The sequence below is a fragment of the Vibrio sp. B1REV9 genome (assembly GCF_905175395.2).
Taxonomy (GTDB): Bacteria; Pseudomonadota; Gammaproteobacteria; order Enterobacterales; family Vibrionaceae; genus Vibrio; species Vibrio alfacsensis.
Window position 1 is genome coordinate 27,714 of sequence record NZ_CAJIMW020000552.1, and the last position, 18,011, is coordinate 45,724.

Annotated in this window: 12 protein-coding genes; 5 read left to right on the top strand and 7 right to left on the bottom strand. The window is 42.5% G+C overall.

Annotated features, from left to right (window positions below; translation table 11 throughout):
• Positions 1–37: 37 nt before the first annotated feature.
• From pepN to KHN78_RS04750, 5 genes are all read right to left on the bottom strand, one after another.
• Positions 38–2,644 carry an aminopeptidase N gene (pepN, locus tag KHN78_RS04730; RefSeq protein WP_211920027.1) on the bottom strand — a complete coding sequence of 869 codons (2,607 nt, stop codon included), beginning with the start codon at positions 2,642–2,644 and terminating at the stop codon, positions 38–40.
• Positions 2,645–2,923: 279 nt separating this feature from the next.
• Complete coding sequence (locus KHN78_RS04735) at positions 2,924–3,589, bottom strand: hypothetical protein (RefSeq protein ID WP_211920028.1); 666 nt, start codon at positions 3,587–3,589, stop codon at positions 2,924–2,926.
• 328 nt (positions 3,590–3,917) lie between these two features.
• Positions 3,918–5,912, bottom strand: coding sequence for a carboxy terminal-processing peptidase (prc, locus tag KHN78_RS04740; RefSeq protein WP_211920029.1), 1,995 nt, complete (start codon positions 5,910–5,912; stop codon positions 3,918–3,920).
• A 17-nt stretch (positions 5,913–5,929) separates the two neighbouring features.
• On the bottom strand, positions 5,930–6,556 hold the full coding sequence (gene proQ, locus KHN78_RS04745; RefSeq protein WP_211920030.1) for an RNA chaperone ProQ: 627 nt from the start codon (positions 6,554–6,556) through the stop codon (positions 5,930–5,932).
• A gap of 97 nt (positions 6,557–6,653) precedes the next feature.
• Positions 6,654–7,127 (bottom strand): GAF domain-containing protein, encoded by a 474-nt coding sequence (locus KHN78_RS04750; protein ID WP_211920031.1) that lies wholly within the window; start codon positions 7,125–7,127, stop codon positions 6,654–6,656.
• Between the two features lie 93 nt (positions 7,128–7,220).
• Here KHN78_RS04750 and KHN78_RS04755 point away from each other — a divergent pair, with 93 nt between their 5' ends.
• The 4 genes from KHN78_RS04755 (at position 7,221) to rsmF (ending at position 14,605) form a co-directional block, all read left to right on the top strand.
• On the top strand, positions 7,221–9,017 hold the full coding sequence (locus tag KHN78_RS04755) for an ABC transporter ATP-binding protein (protein ID WP_211920032.1): 1,797 nt from the start codon (positions 7,221–7,223) through the stop codon (positions 9,015–9,017).
• Between the two features lie 21 nt (positions 9,018–9,038).
• Positions 9,039–10,286: a paraquat-inducible protein A gene (locus KHN78_RS04760; RefSeq protein WP_211920033.1), complete on the top strand. Its 1,248-nt coding sequence runs from the start codon at positions 9,039–9,041 to the stop codon at positions 10,284–10,286.
• Complete coding sequence (locus KHN78_RS04765) at positions 10,279–12,933, top strand: MlaD family protein (protein WP_211920034.1); 2,655 nt, start codon at positions 10,279–10,281, stop codon at positions 12,931–12,933. The genes KHN78_RS04760 and KHN78_RS04765 overlap by 8 nt, the downstream gene beginning before the upstream one ends.
• 235 nt (positions 12,934–13,168) lie before the next feature.
• Entirely contained in the window at positions 13,169–14,605 is a 1,437-nt protein-coding gene (gene rsmF, locus KHN78_RS04770) for a 16S rRNA (cytosine(1407)-C(5))-methyltransferase RsmF (protein WP_211920035.1), read from the top strand.
• Between the two features lie 318 nt (positions 14,606–14,923).
• Here rsmF and KHN78_RS04775 read toward each other — a convergent pair whose 3' ends face one another.
• On the bottom strand, positions 14,924–15,757 hold the full coding sequence (locus KHN78_RS04775; RefSeq protein WP_211920036.1) for a S1 RNA-binding domain-containing protein: 834 nt from the start codon (positions 15,755–15,757) through the stop codon (positions 14,924–14,926).
• 218 nt (positions 15,758–15,975) lie between these two features.
• Here KHN78_RS04775 and KHN78_RS04780 point away from each other — a divergent pair, with 218 nt between their 5' ends.
• A complete protein-coding gene (locus tag KHN78_RS04780; protein ID WP_211920037.1) occupies positions 15,976–17,331 on the top strand; it encodes a hypothetical protein in 1,356 nt (451 codons plus the stop codon).
• 22 nt (positions 17,332–17,353) lie between these two features.
• Here KHN78_RS04780 and KHN78_RS04785 read toward each other — a convergent pair whose 3' ends face one another.
• Positions 17,354–17,860 (bottom strand): PaaI family thioesterase, encoded by a 507-nt coding sequence (locus tag KHN78_RS04785; protein ID WP_211920038.1) that lies wholly within the window; start codon positions 17,858–17,860, stop codon positions 17,354–17,356.
• Positions 17,861–18,011: the final 151 nt, after the last annotated feature.

Below are 18,011 nucleotides of genomic sequence, written 5' to 3' on the forward strand. Positions count from 1 at the left end.
GAGGGTGGCATTGATTACCACCCTATTCTCTCGTGGATTATTCGTCTAGCGCTTTTGTCACTTTCTCGAACAAATCTTTTGCTAAGTTGTCCATTGACTTGAGTTTTTCAAGCTCGGCACGAATCAACGCTTGGCGGTCCTCATCGTATTTACGGAACTTAAGAAGTGGATCGATCATGCGTGATGCAACCTGCGGGTTGGTGTCATTCAACTGACGTAAAATTTCCCCTGCGAACTGATAGCCAGAGCCGGACTTATCGTGGAATCGTACTGGGTTAGCGTTCAGGAATGAACCAATCAGGCTACGGGTACGATTTGGGTTCTTCAGGCTAAATGCTTCATGACTCATGGTCGCTTTTACATTTTCTAGCGCATCTTCTACAGGATTGCTACCTTGAAGCGCAAACCATTTATCCATAACTAAGCCGTCATGCTTCCACTTGTCACTGTAGTCGGACATTAACACTTCACGACATGCTAACTGAGCACTATTCGCAGCACTCATTGCCGCGATGGTATCAGTCATATTGTTCGCCGCGTCATATTGAGCAATAACAAGATCATTACCTTTCTCGGTGTGAGCCAAGAATTGCAAACAACGGTTGCGTAATGCGCGTTTCCCAATTGCATCATGCCCAATATTGTACTCGGCTTGACGCAAGCTGTGATATGTCGCACTCAGTTCATCTTCAAGCGCCTTAGAAAGTGACACTGTAATGCTATTAAGTACTGCATCAACCGCATCAATATCTACCTGTTTGTACCAACCTGTAATTTCGTTGATAGACGGAAGAAAAAGCACTTGAGCAATAAACGCAGGCTCTAAGTTTGCATCAAGAAGCACACCTCGGAATGAATCAATCAACTCATCTGAAAGTTTAACTTCACTACCCGATTGAATGTTAACTACATTCTGTCGGATATATTTTGCTAATAGCATTTGGCTTGCGTCCCAACGAGCAAAATCATTGGTTGCATGCTTCATCAAGAAACTTAACTCTTCGTCGCTGTAGTCGTATTCTAGTTTCACTGGCGCAGAAAATTCACGTAGCAATGACGGGACTGGTCGCTCAATCACATTTTCAAATACGAACGTTTGCTTATCTTGCTTCACATCTAAAACATGATGCACAGATTCACCGTTCATGATCAAAGGAATCACATCACCGTTTTGTGCATATAGTTCAATATCAAATGGAATATGCAGTGCTTGCTTAATCGCTTGGTCATGTGTCGGTTCAGTAAACTGTTCAACCGTTAGTGCGTAAGTCTTTTGAACAGCATTGTATTCGCTGCTTACTCGAAGTGTTGGTGTGCCTGCCTGGCTATACCATAAACGGAATTGAGTAAGATCCACACCTGTCGCATCTTCCATTGCACAGACAAAGTCTTCACAAGTTGCAGCCGTACCATCATGACGTTCGAAGTACAGCTTCATGCCTTTTTGGAAACCCTCTTCGCCAAGCAACGTATGATACATGCGGATCACTTCGCTTCCCTTTTCATACACGGTTAATGTGTAAAAGTTATTCATCTCAATAACTTTGTCAGGACGAATCGGGTGTGACATTGGGCTTGAATCTTCCGCAAATTGAGGACCACGGATAATACGAACGTTATCGATTCGGTTGTCGGCACGTGAACCAAGATCTGAAGAAAACTCTTGGTCGCGGAATACGGTTAATCCCTCTTTTAAACTCAATTGGAACCAGTCACGGCAAGTGACTCGGTTACCCGTCCAGTTATGAAAATACTCGTGACCGATAACCGCTTCAATGCCAAGGTAATCACGGTCTGTCGCTGTTTGATCATTTGCTAGGACGAACTTAGAGTTAAATATGTTCAACCCTTTGTTCTCCATCGCACCCATATTGAAGAAATCAACTGCAACGATCATGTAGATATCAAGGTCATATTCTAAACCAAAGCGCTCTTCATCCCACTTCATTGAGTTAATGAGTGACGTCATTGCATGGCCTGCTCGATCTAAATTACCTTTATCAACGAAGATTTCTAGATCAACAAGACGTCCCGACATTGTTGTGTATTTGTCGCGTAGAACATCAAAATCACCAGCAACAAGTGCAAACAAGTACGCTGGTTTTGGATGTGGGTCTTGCCACTGTACCCAATGACGACCATTTTCTGCATCACCCTCTGCAATACGGTTGCCATTACTCAGCAAAAATGGATACGCTGTTTTGTCTGCAATCACTTTTGTCGTATATTTTGCGAGTACGTCAGGTCTGTCTAGATAATAAGTAATGCGACGGAAGCCTTCCGCTTCACACTGGGTACAGAATGCTCCACCCGATTTGTACAAACCTTCAAGCGCTGTATTCGCTTCAGGATCCATCTTTGTGATGATCTCAAGTTCAAATTCTGCTGGCAGTTCCGCTAAAAGTAGAGAGGTCTCTTTTACTTCATGATGTGACCACTCTTCACCGTTCACTTTTACGGAGCGCAGCTCTAGCCCTTCGCCGTCTAGTTCTAGTTTTGTCGAATCGGCGTTTTGTATAACTTTTGAAACGGCCGTTACGATTGTGTCGTTATCATAAAGATCAAACGTGAGATCAATATCAGTGATAAGGTGTGATGGTACTTGATAGTCTTTGCGATATTTCGCTTGAGGAGCTTGAGACATGTCCATAAATCCTTGTATATAGAGCCACAAAAATACCAGGACGAGAGGCTCAAATACCTCTTACTGGTATCACGATATAAGCTATTTTTAGGGGTTGTGGTATCAGAATACAAGTCTTTCTACGAAAAAACGGTGCTTTTAGTGCCTTTGCTTTGTCGTTTGTTTAACATTTAATCAACATCAGAATATTTCACTATTAATCATGCACCGCGAATTAATAGACCCAAGTAACCTCAACAAGTTGGTTTTATTGAGATGCCTTGGGTATCGATGAACATGTTATGGCGTGACTCGATTTAGTACGGCGTACATCTCTCCACTCGAATCTTCAATAGTCAATTCGTTTTGCTTCAGTTTATAAGTCGTGCCTTGCTCACCATTTTCGTACATGAGTATTAGATGTTCACCTTCGGTGTAATAGACACCTTGTTTCACCGACTCTTCACCTGAGTCGTTCGAAATTCGAAACATAAAAACAAAGTCAGGCTGAAGGATGAGATCCATTTGGTTAATGTTGTTGGCCAACATCACATCACCGGCGACATGAGAACTGGACCAAATACCAGCAAGCGCATTTGGTAAACCTTTGACAAAGGTAACCCCATTTAAGTCCAATGTATTATGGTTATTGCGGTATGCGTAGATTTGAGGCGCGTCGGAATCTACGCCAAGTATGATGGTATCTTCATTGGCATTATAAAGACCTTCCCAGTGGTCTATCGAATAATCTTTTTTCTGGATATCGATAGAAAATGTATAGTCAGAACCAAGATTAAGTTTGATAGCAAGAAAGTCTTCTGTTGAACCCTCTGGATTGGGGTTCATCAAGTACCAATCCCCAATAAGAAACGGCGTATCAAACTGACTCAATTTATCTTCTTTCAAGTCTTCTGCACTTGATACGCTAAAGCAGCAAAAGCTAAGTAAAATCATGAACCATTTCATATTCGGCACCCTTATGCTTTTCTTTTAGCTTAGGCTTTAGATCTCATTTACGCTAAAAATTTGATCTATATCACGTAAATTATTGGAGAAAATTAACCAATGGTTATGCATTCCGATCAGTACTTGACGTTAACTCGGAATGAAAAAGTCTACGGTGCTCAATAAATCGTTGTTAGGAATAATCAATGATGGAAAAGAAAAACGATTTGTCTTTTTGTGCATAACGACAAATAAAATATGCCCGTTAAATAAAAAAAAGAGTGAGCCATTATGACTCACTCTTTAGGTTTGACCGTTTGTTGCTTTTACTTAAACAACGTAGCAAATATTAACGATTGATCATATCAACCGTGATCGCCACTGACTCATCAAGATAAACATCCGGCGCCTCATAATCTTTAGGAATATCATCTAAAGATTTAAACGCAGGTTTACCCAATGTTGCTTGACGTTCGTTGATGCGCTTCAAACGAAGTGCTTCCGACTTATCTGATTCTTCTTCACGCACTTTTTCGTTTAGAGACAACCAGTTATCGTCTTTTTCTTTGCGGTACTTCTCAATATCTTCTTTGATGAAACGGAATTCCATTTCATTTGCAATACGCTTGTTATGGCGTTCTGTTAAAGAAGCAATCAAAGTATCATTGCTTGGAAACACGTCATATTTTGCTTTATCAATGCTATCCCACGGCAGTGCGTTATCTTCAACACTTTCACCGGTTTCACTGGCTTCAACAGCTGTAGGATAAGCGATATCTGGTGCAACGCCACGATTCTGAGTGCTTCCACCGTCAATGCGGTAAAACTTCTGAATTGTGTATTGAACATAGCCAAGTTCTTTATCAAAAAGATCATAGATATGATTCAATGAGCGATGCTGTTGAACAGTACCTTTACCAAACGAGTTTTCACCAAGTATGACTGCACGATTGTAGTCTTGCATTGCTGCAGCAAAAATTTCTGATGCTGATGCGCTATAACGGTTAATAAGTACCGTTAATGGACCATCATAACTTACGTTACCATCAGTATCTGCATTAACTTTGATTCGGCCATAACTATCACGAACCTGAACCACTGGCCCTTCTTTAATAAAAAGACCTGTCAATGCCGTTGCTTCGGTAAGCGCGCCACCACCATTGTTTCGTAAATCAACAATGATGCCGTCTACGTTCTTAGTTTTCAGCTCAGATATCAGTTTATCTGTATCTTTGGATAGACCAACATAAAAGCTTGGCACTTCTAACACGCCAATCTTCTTACCGTCTTTTTCAATGATTTCAGATTTAACCGCACGATCTTCTAGACGCACTTTGTCACGAACGATAGTGACAACGTAACTCTTGGCTTCTTTGCCCTCAGGCAGGATCTGCAAGTTTACCTTAGTCCCTTTTGGACCTTTAATTAGCTGAACAACATCATCCAAACGCCAACCGATCACATCAACAACATCTTTGCCATCTTGGCCAACACCGATGATGCGATCACCCTCACCCAGTTGTTTACTTTTAGACGCAGGTCCACCAGCAACAAGAGAACGAATAACGGTGTAGTCATCGGTCATTTGAAGTACGGCACCAATGCCCTCAAGAGAAAGGTTCATCTCTGATTGGAATTGTTCTGCGTTTCGAGGAGAAAGATAGCTAGTATGCGGATCCACTTCACGAGCGAAAGCATTCATATATAGCTGGAATGCATCTTCGTTGCGTGTTTGTGTAATGCGCTTCATTGCGTTGTTATAGCGCTTCTCTAACATTTCCTTAATTTCCGGCCACTCTTTGCCGGTTAATTTAAGATTTAGAGCATCGTATTTAACACGTTGACGCCAAAGTTCGTTGAGTTCTGCTTCGTCTTTTGGCCAAGCAGCTTCAGAACGATCTAACTCGATCTTGTCATCAGTATCAAACTTGATTTCTTGGTCGAGTAACGTTAACGCATACGCAAAACGATCGAAGCGTTTTTGCATTGCAAGGTTATAAACATCAAAGGCAATTTTGTTGTTACCAGCTTTAAGCTGATCGTCCAATTGAATTGACCAGTTGTTAAATGAATTGATGTCATCTTGAGTAAAAATATTTCTATTGTAATCAAGCATCTCTACATAGCGTTCAAAGATCGCTTTAGAAAAGTCATCATTCAGATTGAAATGTTTATAATGAGAGCGGGTAAAACGAGATGTTACGCGTTTGCTAGCTGTTTCATGCTGCACTTCTGGAGCAAGAACCGGCAAATCATCCCTGTCTAATTTGGCTTCGAGAGCCTGAGCTGAAGCTGCTAGCAAAAAGCTAGCAGCAAACAGTGTCACTTTTGAACGGCATTTCATGCGTAGGAGTATCTCCCTTATGCGCGCAAGTGCTCCGCTTTCACAACCATTTGTAGGCCGTTAGCAAGTTGAACACGTACATCTTCCTTATTGATCTCAACAATGGTCGCAGCCATGTTTCCTTTGCCCATGTTCACGTTAACTTCATTGCCAACAGTAATTTCATCAGCATTTAGTGTGCGTGTTTCTACAGGCTTTTCTTGTTTTTGTGCTTTTGGCTTGCTTGGGCGACGAGGCTGTTGCGGTTTCTTAGCCGCTGGTTTTGCTTTTGCCTTGCCTTCTTCGCGAGCTTTTTGAGCTTGCTCTTTACGACGAGCTTGAACCTTAGCTTTGCTCTCAGCCAGTGTCGCTTGAGCGTGTTCAACGTGCTCTTCTTCTAGTGTGCCACATGGGTTGCCATCTAGATCAACACGTTCTGCACCAGCTTTTACACCGTGTAGGTAACGCCATGATGAAGTGTACTGTCTTAACGCTGCACGAAGCTGAGTTTTGCTTACTTTTTCGTCTTCATTTAGACGTTCCGCAAGATCTTGAAAAATACCAATTTTCAGAGGCTTTGCTTCACCTTCTAAAGTAAAGCACTTAGGGAAACATTCAGCAATGTATGCGATAACTTCTTTGCTGTTTTTTAACTTTTCAGTCATGAGGGGTCCTGGTTTAAGCGGATTTCCGCGAAGCATTAAGAAAAATATTCTCGTATTATAGAGACATGCCAAGGAAAAACCACACTCATGGGTGAATTTATGCGTCGTTCGCGTGTGAATTAAGCAGCTTTTCTACTTCTGACATGAAATGAACCAGGCCTTCTTCGTCAATTTCACTAAAACGGCCAATGTTCGGACTATCTATATCTAACACACCAGCAACTTCTCCATTAATAGAAAATGGAATCACAATTTCTGAATTACTCGCAGCATCACAAGCAATATGCCCCTCAAATTCATGAACGTCGTATACTCTTTGTACAAGGTTTGTTTCTGCTGCCGTACCACAAACACCCTTGCCCATTGGAATTCGAACACAGGCTGGTTTGCCTTGGAACGGACCGAGAACAAGTTGTTCACCTTTTACCAAGTAAAAACCTGCCCAATTAAGATCTTCTAGTTCCATAAATAACAATGAGCTTAGGTTGGCTAGGTTTGCAATGTAATCAGACTCAGACTCGATCAATGCGACCGCTTGTTTTGTCAGTCTTTGGTATTGTTCTATGTTCATATTACTTTCCCTTTTGCATATTAAGGCTTCCATTCTCGTAGTATGTAGCTAAAATGCACACCCACTTTATAATAGGAATTATTCTCAATTAAAATGAACCCAATAAACGACACTATTAGCCGTTCTTGGTTGATAACTCAAGTAAAAAAGCACAAGTCAAAGCTGATAATAGCCAACTTGATCGCCCTACTTGCGACCTTGATTAGTGTTCCAATCCCACTTCTTATGCCATTGATGGTCGACGAAGTGCTATTGGACAAACCTGCATCTGGCCTAGCCGCAATGAATGCCGTTCTGCCCGAAGCATGGCATACACCGACTGGTTATATCTTTTTTACACTATTTTTAGTTGTGCTCATGCGCGCCGCGAGCCAAGTTCTTAATATTGTTCAAAGTCGTCAATTTACACTCGTATCTAAGACCATCACTTTCGAAATGCGCAGCAAGATGATCGACAAACTTGGTCGCATTAGTATTCGCCAATACGAAACGAAAGGCAGTGGTGGTATCAATGCTCATCTTATTACCGATATTGAAACGATCGATAAATTTATTGGGTCTACCCTTGCTAAGTTCGTTATAAGTTTTCTTACTGTTATCGGTACCGCAATCGTTCTTCTTTGGCTTGATTGGCGCCTTGGCTTATTTATTCTCTTAGTCAACCCTATCGTCATTTACTTCTCACGGAAGTTGGGAAGTATGGTTAAGCACCTTAAACGCAAAGAAAACCACTCGTTTGAGATTTTTCAAAATCGCTTAATTGAGACGCTCGATGGCATTTATCAACTACGAGCTGCGAATAAGGAGCGTGAGTTTCTACAACAACTAAAAACGAACGCCGATCAAGTGCGAATCGATGCGGATAAATACGCTTGGCAATCGGAAGCCGCAGGTCGTGTTTCGTTTCTCCTTTTCTTAATTGGCTTTGAGTTATTTCGCGCCGTTGCGATGCTTATGGTGATGTTTAGCGACCTGACCATTGGCCAGATTTTTGCTGTGTTTGGCTACCTTTGGTTTATGCTGTCTCCAGTTCAAGAGCTATTAGGCATTCAATTTTCGTGGTATAGCGCGAAAGCCGCATTAAAACGAATTAATGACCTACTAGAGCTCGAAGAAGAACACAGACCGGTATCTAAGGTGAACCCTTTCAAAGAAGATCGAGAAGTTGACGTTCGTATTGAACATGTTGATTTTTCGTACAACAATGAAACGAAAGTGCTAGATAACCTATCACTGTATATACCTGCGGGTAAAAAAGTTGCGTTAGTCGGTGCTAGTGGCGGTGGCAAATCAACATTGATTCAATTGCTCATCGGCGTTTATCGTCAAAATAGCGGTACTATCCGTTTCAATGATGAGCCAACCGAAGATATTAGTTTTGATGTGATAAGGGATAAAATTGCCGTTGTATTACAGCAACCTATACTATTTAACGACACCTTAAGGCATAATCTGACTTTAGGCGGCCATTTTGATGAAATGTCATTATGGCGAGCATTAGAAGTTGCTCAGTTGCAAGATGTGATATCACAGCTTAGCAACGGTCTTGAGACTCAAATTGGACGAAATGGTATTCGCTTGTCAGGTGGCCAACGTCAAAGACTAGCGATTGCTAGAATGGTGTTAAGCAATCCACAGTTCGTCATTCTGGATGAGGCAACGTCAGCGTTGGATACGGCGACTGAAGCTGCCTTGCATAAAGCATTAACTGAATTCTTACGTGGTAGAACGACTTTAATCGTTGCACACCGATTATCTGCTGTAAAACAAGCAGATTTAATCTACGTACTCGAAGACGGAAAAGTGACACAAACAGGTACTCATGGTGAGCTCGTTGAGCAACAAGGCTTATATCAAACGTTATATGGTGGAATTCAATCACACGCATAACCAACATTCAGAGGGGTCTCTATGACCTCTCTATCTAAACACACCAACCCACCAGCAAAAGTACGTTTGTGTCAGGGTTGCGAACTGCCCGTTGATATCGTTCCTCTCGCTCAAGGCAAAGTGGCGCATTGTCCCCGATGTGGTTATGAGCTTTACCGAGGCGGAAATCCAAGTTTGTCAGGTAACCTAGCGATTGCGATTACCTGCCTATTACTTTTTATCCCCTCTCATTTCTTCGATTTTATCAGCATTCGACTATTTGGAGTGATGATACCTGCGACTTTGCCGTCCGGCATGATCGCGCTGATGCAAGAAGGTTTTGTCCTTTTAGCCTTGTTAATTTTCTTTTGTAGCTCTATCGCACCTCTTATCGTCTGTGGATCTATTGTTACCGCACACTTCTCGCTGCATCAGCGATGGTTTAGAGGGTTTCAAATCTCGCTGTGGCTTGCTCAACACCTTAAACACTGGGTAATGATTGATGTATTCCTTATTAGCATCGCCATTTCGTGTTTCAAGCTACAAGATTATTCCGACATTTATGTTGGTCCGGGTTTAATCGGTCTGGTTCTATTGCAAATATCAACAGTGCTGCTTCTTTCTCGAGTAAGTATTCGTCGCTATTGGGAAGCATGGCAAACTGAAACCACCTATACGTTTAAACATAAAGATGTGCATTGTCATGAATGTCATTTATCGCAACCAGAAAGTAATAAATGTCGTCGCTGTCATCATGCGCTGTATCACCGTAAGCCACATTCTATCCAAAAAACGTGGGCTTACCTCGCAGCCGCAACCATCGCGATTTTTCCCGCTAATCTAGTTCCAATATCAATATTGATTACGAATGGACAAAGACTCGAAGATACCATTTTCTCCGGCGTCGCCGCGTTAGTGAAAAACGATATGTATGGCATCGCATTTATCATATTTGTTGCAAGTATCATCGTTCCCGTAGCTAAAATCCTAGGGTTGGCATACATACTTCTCTGTATTAAGTTCAAGCGTACTGTATTTAAAAGACAGCGAATGATGGCCTACTTCGCAGTTAAATGGATTGGCAAATGGTCAGTGATGGACCTGTTTGTTATTTCAATCATGATGACGTTAGTCGATCGTGGTCAGATTCTCGATTTCACTCCAGGATATGGCGCAGTTGCGTTTGGACTGGTTGTGGTATTCACAATGCTTGCAGCTGATAGCATTGACCCTAGGCTTATCTGGGACCAAGTCCCAAAACAATCTAAAAAAGAGTCAATTAATGAGTGATCAGAAAAGTTCTCAAACGTCATACGTGCCGGATGTTCGGAAAAGCAAGGGACTTTCTCCCCTTTGGTTGTTACCAATTCTAACGATGCTGTTAGCAGGTTGGTTGGTGATGAAATCAATCCATGATGCAGGTCAACGAGTTCAGATTTACTTTTCCGACGCGGCTGGCTTAGTCGCAGGGCGAACCACCATTCGCTACCAAGGTCTAGAAGTCGGCATGGTGCGAGACATAAACTTGTCTGAAGATCTCAAAAGCATTTACGTCGATGCTGATATATACCCAGAAGCGACAAAACTGCTCAAAGAAGATACTCGTTTTTGGCTCGTAAAACCAACCGCAAGTTTGAGCGGGGTGACAGGTTTAGATGCGTTAGTTTCCGGTAACTATATTTCGATCAAGCCAGGCGAAAGCGATGAATTCGAAACCAAATTCCATGCATTAGATTCTGCACCGACAGATTTGCACGTAAATCAAGGCTTAAATATTAAATTGAAAAGCCGAGATTTAGGTGGTGTTTCTATCGGTTCTCAGATTGTGTATAAAAAAATTCCAATTGGAGAAGTCTATAGCTATCAATTGGATGATGATGCTAAGTCGATTACCATTCGCGCCAATATTCAAGAACAGTATCGCCATTTAATTAATGACCGCAGTCGTTTTTGGAACGTCAGTGGTATTGGTACAAGCATCGGTTTTGATGGAGTTGATGTTCGATTAGAAAGCATGAGCGCTCTACTTAGCGGTGCAATCGCTGTTGATTCCCCAGATGATGGCGAACCTGTAGACGAAAATTCTCAATTCCGCTTATACAAAGATTTAAAAACCGCTGGTCGTGGTATTCCGATCAAAATAGCGTTGCCAGATGATAATAAAGTCAGTGGTGAGGGAGCACCTATCATGTACAGAGGGATAGAGGTTGGCCAGATTACCGATTTGAATCTATCCGAGGGACGAGAAGTCATCTTAGCATCTGCCGCTATTCAACCTGCTTTTAGTGACATGCTCACTTCCGGAACGCGTTTTGTTTTGGAAGAAGCAAAAGTGTCGCTTTACGGCATCGAAAATATCACCAACTTAGTACGCGGCAATTTTTTAACGATTGTTCCCGGTGAGGGCGAACGCGCTCGACGCTTCACGGCCATTCGCAAAAATGAATTTGACCAACAACAAGAAAAATCCATCATGATTCGTCTTGTATCTGATAATTCATTCGGCTTAGATAGCGGTGCAAATGTTCTTTACAAAGGCATTGTCGTAGGTTCGATCATTAAAGTTGGCTTACTTGATGCGAAAAACGCAGAAAAAGCCAAACACGAAGTCTTCATGGATGTTCTCATTGACAATGAATACAAACATCTCATCAAGTCGAATAACCGCTTTTACGTTACGGGAAGTGCATCAGCTGAGCTTACCGAATCAGGGCTGAGTGTCACTGTCCCACCTGCAAAACAATTGCTAAGTGGATCCATCAGTTTTGTCACTCAAGGCTCCAATAGTATCTTGCCGCAATATCAATTGTTCCAAAGTAAATCTTTGGCTGAGTTGGCGCAGTACAATCAAAGCGGCTCAAAAGTTCTGAGTTTGTTTGCTTCTGAGTTACCGCCAATTTCTAAAGGTAGTCCGCTTCTGTACCGCAACCTCCCTGTCGGAAGCGTGTCTGACTTTAGGCTGGTTGATGGTGGCGTCATTGTGAATGCCACGATAGAAAATCGCTATGCCCATTTAGTCACCGCGCAAACCGTATTTTGGAATCGCTCTGGCGTAGAAATAGATGCGTCCCTAGCTGGCATCAGCGTTAAAGCACAACCTCTCAAGTCCCTCATTAAAGGTGGTATTGCTTTCGATTCTATTCCTGGTATTGAGAATAAAACAGGTGAGCGTTGGAAGCTCTACCAAGACCACAAGCAAGCACGAAAATATGGTCGTGTCATTTCTTTAGAGACTGATGGTACCCAAGAAGTGGCGCAAGGTATGCCGATAAAATATCAAGGCGTAAAAGTGGGTGAAGTGACGTTAGTTGTACCGAACTTCCGCCGTGAGATTGTTGATATTACCGCAAGAATTTTGCCTGAATACGTGGATAACATTGCCGTTTCGGGTTCGCATTTTTGGTTAACGGAACCAGAAATAGGCCTAGGTGGAGTGAAAAACTTAGGTGCATTAGTAGCAAAATCAATCAGTGTTGAGCCTGGTAAAGGCGATGCGAAATTTAAGTTCATTTTGGCAAAACAAAAACAGGATGAACAAGGCATTTCGTTTACTTTGCAAAGCGAACAACGTGGTTCAGTCCAAGTTGGCACCCCTATCTTGTATCGTCAAATTGAAGTCGGCCAAGTCACGGATGTTCGACTCGGTGAGTTTGCAGATCGGGTAATGACTCGTATCGAAATTCAGCCAAAATACGCTTATCTTGTTCGTCAAAATAGTGTGTTCTGGAATGTGTCCGGTGTGGATGTATCTATCGGTATTACTGGAGCAAACATTAAAGCGGGGACGATTGATAGCCTTGTTCGCGGCGGTATCGCATTTTCTACGCCAGAGCAACAAAACATTGCGCCAGTAGCCAAAAGTGGACATTCGTTTTACTTGAACCCACGAGCCGAGGAAAGCTGGATTAAGTGGCATACTGCCATTCCAAAGCCTTAATATTTTATGCTTACTTAGTATCGTGGGCTTACTTAATGCCTTATGCTTGTGAGCCTACCTACCGATCTCATGTTTCGGCTTAGTCGCTCTATCGCTAAGTGAGACAAATAGCTAAGAATAAATATCAAAGAGTAGCCATCGCTGCTCTTTTTTATTATCCAGCCCTGAGCAAGTATTCGTTTCTGGCCCGCTTTCGTATATTATTTGCGTCAAATTCTGCAATCGAGATTCCACTTTGCATCCGAACGTTTACATCCCAGAAGCTTTTCTAGAAAAAATCCGAACTATTCTCCCTGCTCACCTCAACATGGATGACTTTGTTGCGTCATGCCAAAAACCATTACGTAAAAGTATTCGTGTCAACACACTCAAAATCAGCGTTGAAGCATTTTTAGATCGTGCGGAAGCAAAAGGTTGGGAATTATCACCGGTTCCTTGGTGTGAAACTGGCTTTTGGATCGATGCCGATGAATCGAGCGTCCCATTAGGCAACACCGCTGAGCATATGTCTGGCTTATTTTATATCCAAGAAGCCAGCTCAATGATGCCTGTATCGGCATTATTCATGCACAATGAGTCTTATGCTGCTGTTCTCGACACGGCAGCCGCTCCCGGCTCAAAGACGACTCAGATCGCTGCGCTTATGAATAACGAAGGCGTTTTGGTCGCCAATGAGTATGCCGCAAGCCGAGTGAAAGTTTTACACGCAAACATTGAACGTTGTGGTGTACGTAATGCGGCATTAAGTAACTTTGATGGTCGAGTATTTGGTGGTTGGCTTCCAGAGCAATTTGACGCGGTATTACTTGATGCCCCGTGTTCAGGCGAAGGTACGGTTCGTAAAGATGAAGATGCAATGAAGAACTGGACACAATCGTCAGTTATTGAAATTGCAGAGACGCAGAAAGATCTGATTGAAAGTGCTTTCCATGCTCTGAAACCAGGTGGCGTAATGGTTTATTCCACCTGTACGTTGAGCACCGAAGAGAACCAACAGGTTTGCCATCATCTAAAAGAGACATTTGGGGATGCGGTTGAATTTGAAAGTTTAGAAAGTTTGTTTGAAAATGCAAACGCGGCACTGACTGACGAAGGCTTTTTGCATATTTTCCCTCAAGTGTATGATTGTGAGGGCTTCTTTGTTGCGCGCATTCGCAAGCTATCAGCCGTCGAAGCGCCAAACGTGAAAAAGCGAATGGGTAAATTTCCTTTCGTGAAAGCATCAACTAAAGAAGCCGTAGATATCGAAAAGCAACTTCAAACTGCATTAGATATTGAACTCCCAAGTGATAGCACTGTTTGGATTCGTGATAAAGATGTGTGGTTATTCCCTAACGCTTTAGAAACCATGATTGGCGAGCTGCGTTTTTCTCGTATGGGAATAAAAATCGCAGAAGCTCATAAGAATGGTTATCGCTGGCAACACCAAGTCGCCACTGCCCTAGCGACTGGTACGGAGAAAAATACGATTGAACTGACGATCGAAGAAGCTCGCGAATGGTACATGGGCCGAGATGTTCGCCCACAAAACATACCCGCAGGGGCTCAAACCGGTAAAGGCGAAGTACTGGTTAAGTATGATGGCGCAATCATTGGTCTTGGTAAATGGGTAAGTAACCGCATTAAGAATGGATTGCCAAGAGAGCTCGTTCGCGACAAGAACCTTTTCTAATCCTGACATTCGATTAAACAAAAAACCATCGTTTCTACGATGGTTTTTTTCACTATTCAAATTTGTCACAACTCAATGCTAATGGGGATAACTAGCTATCTAAGTGCTCTGTACTAAACTGAATGTATCATAGCTCCGCTTTGATAGACATTTCTCTCTAGTTTTACCCGTGCCTAATTGTTTACCAATGCTGATAGGTTAACAAGAATGGGATAACAAGTTTAGCGCAGGCTCTTAGGAGCCTATTTCCCCTAGGCCCAAAATAAGGACGAGTTTGGGCCCTTTTTTTCATCGTATCTTCTAATCGTACCTCCTAAACTAGGCGATACGAATTCCGTCTTTTTCGATAACGATTTTGCCCTGCTTATACAAACCACCAATGGTTTTTTTAAACGTGCCTTTACTCGTACGAAACGCATCAAAAATTGCTTCCGGTGTTGACTTGTCATTTAGCGGTAAGTAACCGCCTTTCTTTTCAAGCAACTCAAGCACTTTCATCGACAAATCATCCATCTTCGCCACACCCACTTTTTGAAGTGCTAGGTCAATTTTACCATCTTCACGAATCTGTTTGATGTAACCTTTCAGTTGTTTACCAATGAATAATTTACCGAAAACATCAGATGGGAAGATCATTCCCCAATGTTTTCCATTCACGATAGCTTTGTATCCAAGTTGGCTGCGCTCTGCGATGATTAAGTCGACCTGCTCATTCACTTCATAGTTTGCCGGTGTTTTATCAAGCCATTTATTGAATTTCGTCGTACCTACAATGCGGCCAGATGCTTTATCTGTGTAGACATAAACCAAAATGTTTTGACCTTCGGTAAAGCGAGCACGTTGTTCACTAAATGGGATAAGCAGATTTTTATCGCTAATACCCCAACTTACGAACGCACCCGTCACGTTGATGCCTTCGATTTTCATTAAGCCCCACTCGCCAACTTGGGCAATGGGTTTTTCAGTGGTCGCAGCTAGTTGGCTTTCAGAATCGAAGTAAAGAAATACATCAAGACGATCACCTATTTCGGTACCCTCTGGGACGTGCTTGTTCAGTAGCAGTACCGAACCATAATCCGCTCCATCCAGAAAGACGCCAAAATCAGCCTTTTTAATGACTTCTAAGCTGTTAATTTGACCAATTTTAATCATTGAATTTGTCTCTTTTTAAATTTACTGGCGATTATACCCAAACTCATAAGAAAATCAGAGAGAAAAGCAAATCTCTCTGCTATGCTGTCGTCGATCAACCATTTATCCTAGTCGCCCTTAATTCAGAACAACTACTTAAGTTAGGACAATAACTTAAGTTAAAACAACTAACTGACGCTTTAAGGCTTAGGATGCGTTAGTAATATCAGGAGCTTTTCTTGGTCACCGTCGACAAACAAGACTCTGTCACCCTAAAAATCAGTCATGCCTTGGCAAAGAGTAAAACACTCGATCTTGATATCTATATTTTTGTCCCTGGCGAGCTGGGCTTAAATGCCGATATTATCAGTGAGTCGGAGTTCTATTACACGTCTATTACTCAAAAACGCTCCTACTACAGTACCGAGGTGCTACTTCCTCTGGTTCACAGCCGATTGGCCAAACGTGGGCGACTGTCAAACCAACAATACCGTGTTAGTTTGAGTTTGTTTGCCTATCAATACGTTATCGCACTAGATAAAGCCGTTGCAGCTCTCAATAAACACGAAAAAGATGACAGTGTTACGGCTGACGAAGTTGACGAGGTTATCGAACTGACACTTGATATTCTCAAACGTCTTCGCCGCTCTATCCCGTATGAAGAAAACTTAAAGCGATACTATGTGAACATCGACAACTACTTGTCTTGGTACACTGAACAGCGCTTTCTGTCTCTTGTCGCTCACCTCCCGCGCGAGGGCGACTATGGAACGATCAAAGAGCGTCTGATCACTTTATGCGAAAAAGAACAAGCTCACCGCAAATTAAACAATTACAACTCAGCGAGTATTGTGGAAGACGTCACCCGCCTTTCCAATAAGATGCGATTGCTAAGACGATTGATTGAGCACCCTATCGTATTACGTGAAAAAACCACATCGATGGGTAATAACATCAAGCGAGCTATAAAAGGTATTGCAACTGGATTAGTGATGGTGGTGGTAACCTCGACCGTGATCCTCGCACGTGATTATCTTGGTGAGATCTCGGCATCGTTTATCGTCGCAATGTCATTTATTTATGCGTTACGTGAGATCTTTAAAGATGATCTTCGCGATGCAATGTGGCGTTGGATTCGTAAGGGCAAACCAAAGTGGCGTAAAAAGTACATGGACCCGACCACGAAAAAAGTCGTGGGCCGAAAATTGGAGTGGCTAGACTACAAAACGTTGTCCAACTTGCCAGACAGAATCCAGAACATTCGTAAGAAACGAGTTGTGCAGCGTGAAGAACAGATCCTTCATTACCATGCAAAAACCGAAATGGCGACGTCACTTTTTTTAAGTGGTTACGAACAAACTCGCGAAACGTTGAACGTCAGCTTGCGGCCAATTATCCGACTGATGGATAAAAGCTCGAACCGCGTATATCGTTTAAATGATGGTCAAGTGAGTAAAGAATCCGTTGAAAAACGCCATCTGCTCAATGTGATTGTCAAAGAGGACAATCACACAGATGAGCCCGTTTACTATCGTTGGAAAGTGGTCTTAAACCGTTCGAAGATCGTGTCTATTGAGAAAATCGAACTCACTTAGAGCTAAACGATGGAATATCAAACTAAGCAGCTTCTTTTTGAGCTGCTTTTTTTATTGCTGCTTTTTTAATAGACAGTGTTAACGAAAACTCAGCCATGGGCTCATTTCCATTAATACTTGGACATAGCGCAGTAATTCTTACATCTCGATTCACTCGCTCCCCCGTTTTTAGCGTAAGCCGTAACATCTCATCAATCACGGGGCCGTCATGACAAACAAAATGTACATCCGCTTCGGGCCTTTTTAGAAACTCTGCCTTTACTCCCTTAAACGCCAAAGATATGCGTTCACCTTGATCTTTCGCCTTACTCATCGCCAAAAAACCACCTGCCACATCGGCACCTACTGCTAACGCGCCGAAATACATGCTATTGAGGTGATTCTTCGTTCTTCGACGAAGCGGAATTTTAACTTCAACATGCTTATCATCAATGGCGAGAATCTTTGGGCGGCATAGCCAAATGAGAGGCACTTTAGAAAATCCGAATAGATTAAGATAAAGATTGGCACGACGAACGGAAGACAACATTTTTGGACTCCTTTCCAAACAAGTCAGACCAGTTAATCAGTAATCGCTTTTGCTGTCAAAGAGATGTTAAAAAAAGGTGACATCAGAAGCGTAGAGGCACCCAAACCGTGACAGCGTCACTATGATTTGCATTTTTTGCCCCCTCACGCGT

Bases quoted from the DNA above. Each gene is read 5' to 3' on its own strand.
- pepN (WP_211920027.1), bottom strand. From the start codon at position 2,644: ATGTCTCAAGCTCCTCAAGCGAAATATCGCAAAGACTATCAAGTACCA.
- KHN78_RS04735 (WP_211920028.1), bottom strand. From the start codon at position 3,589: ATGAAATGGTTCATGATTTTACTTAGCTTTTGCTGCTTTAGCGTATCA.
- prc (WP_211920029.1), bottom strand. From the start codon at position 5,912: ATGAAATGCCGTTCAAAAGTGACACTGTTTGCTGCTAGCTTTTTGCTA.
- proQ (WP_211920030.1), bottom strand. From the start codon at position 6,556: ATGACTGAAAAGTTAAAAAACAGCAAAGAAGTTATCGCATACATTGCT.
- KHN78_RS04750 (WP_211920031.1), bottom strand. From the start codon at position 7,127: ATGAACATAGAACAATACCAAAGACTGACAAAACAAGCGGTCGCATTG.
- KHN78_RS04755 (WP_211920032.1), top strand. From the start codon at position 7,221: ATGAACCCAATAAACGACACTATTAGCCGTTCTTGGTTGATAACTCAA.
- KHN78_RS04760 (WP_211920033.1), top strand. From the start codon at position 9,039: ATGACCTCTCTATCTAAACACACCAACCCACCAGCAAAAGTACGTTTG.
- KHN78_RS04765 (WP_211920034.1), top strand. From the start codon at position 10,279: ATGAGTGATCAGAAAAGTTCTCAAACGTCATACGTGCCGGATGTTCGG.
- KHN78_RS04775 (WP_211920036.1), bottom strand. From the start codon at position 15,757: ATGATTAAAATTGGTCAAATTAACAGCTTAGAAGTCATTAAAAAGGCT.
- KHN78_RS04785 (WP_211920038.1), bottom strand. From the start codon at position 17,860: ATGTTGTCTTCCGTTCGTCGTGCCAATCTTTATCTTAATCTATTCGGA.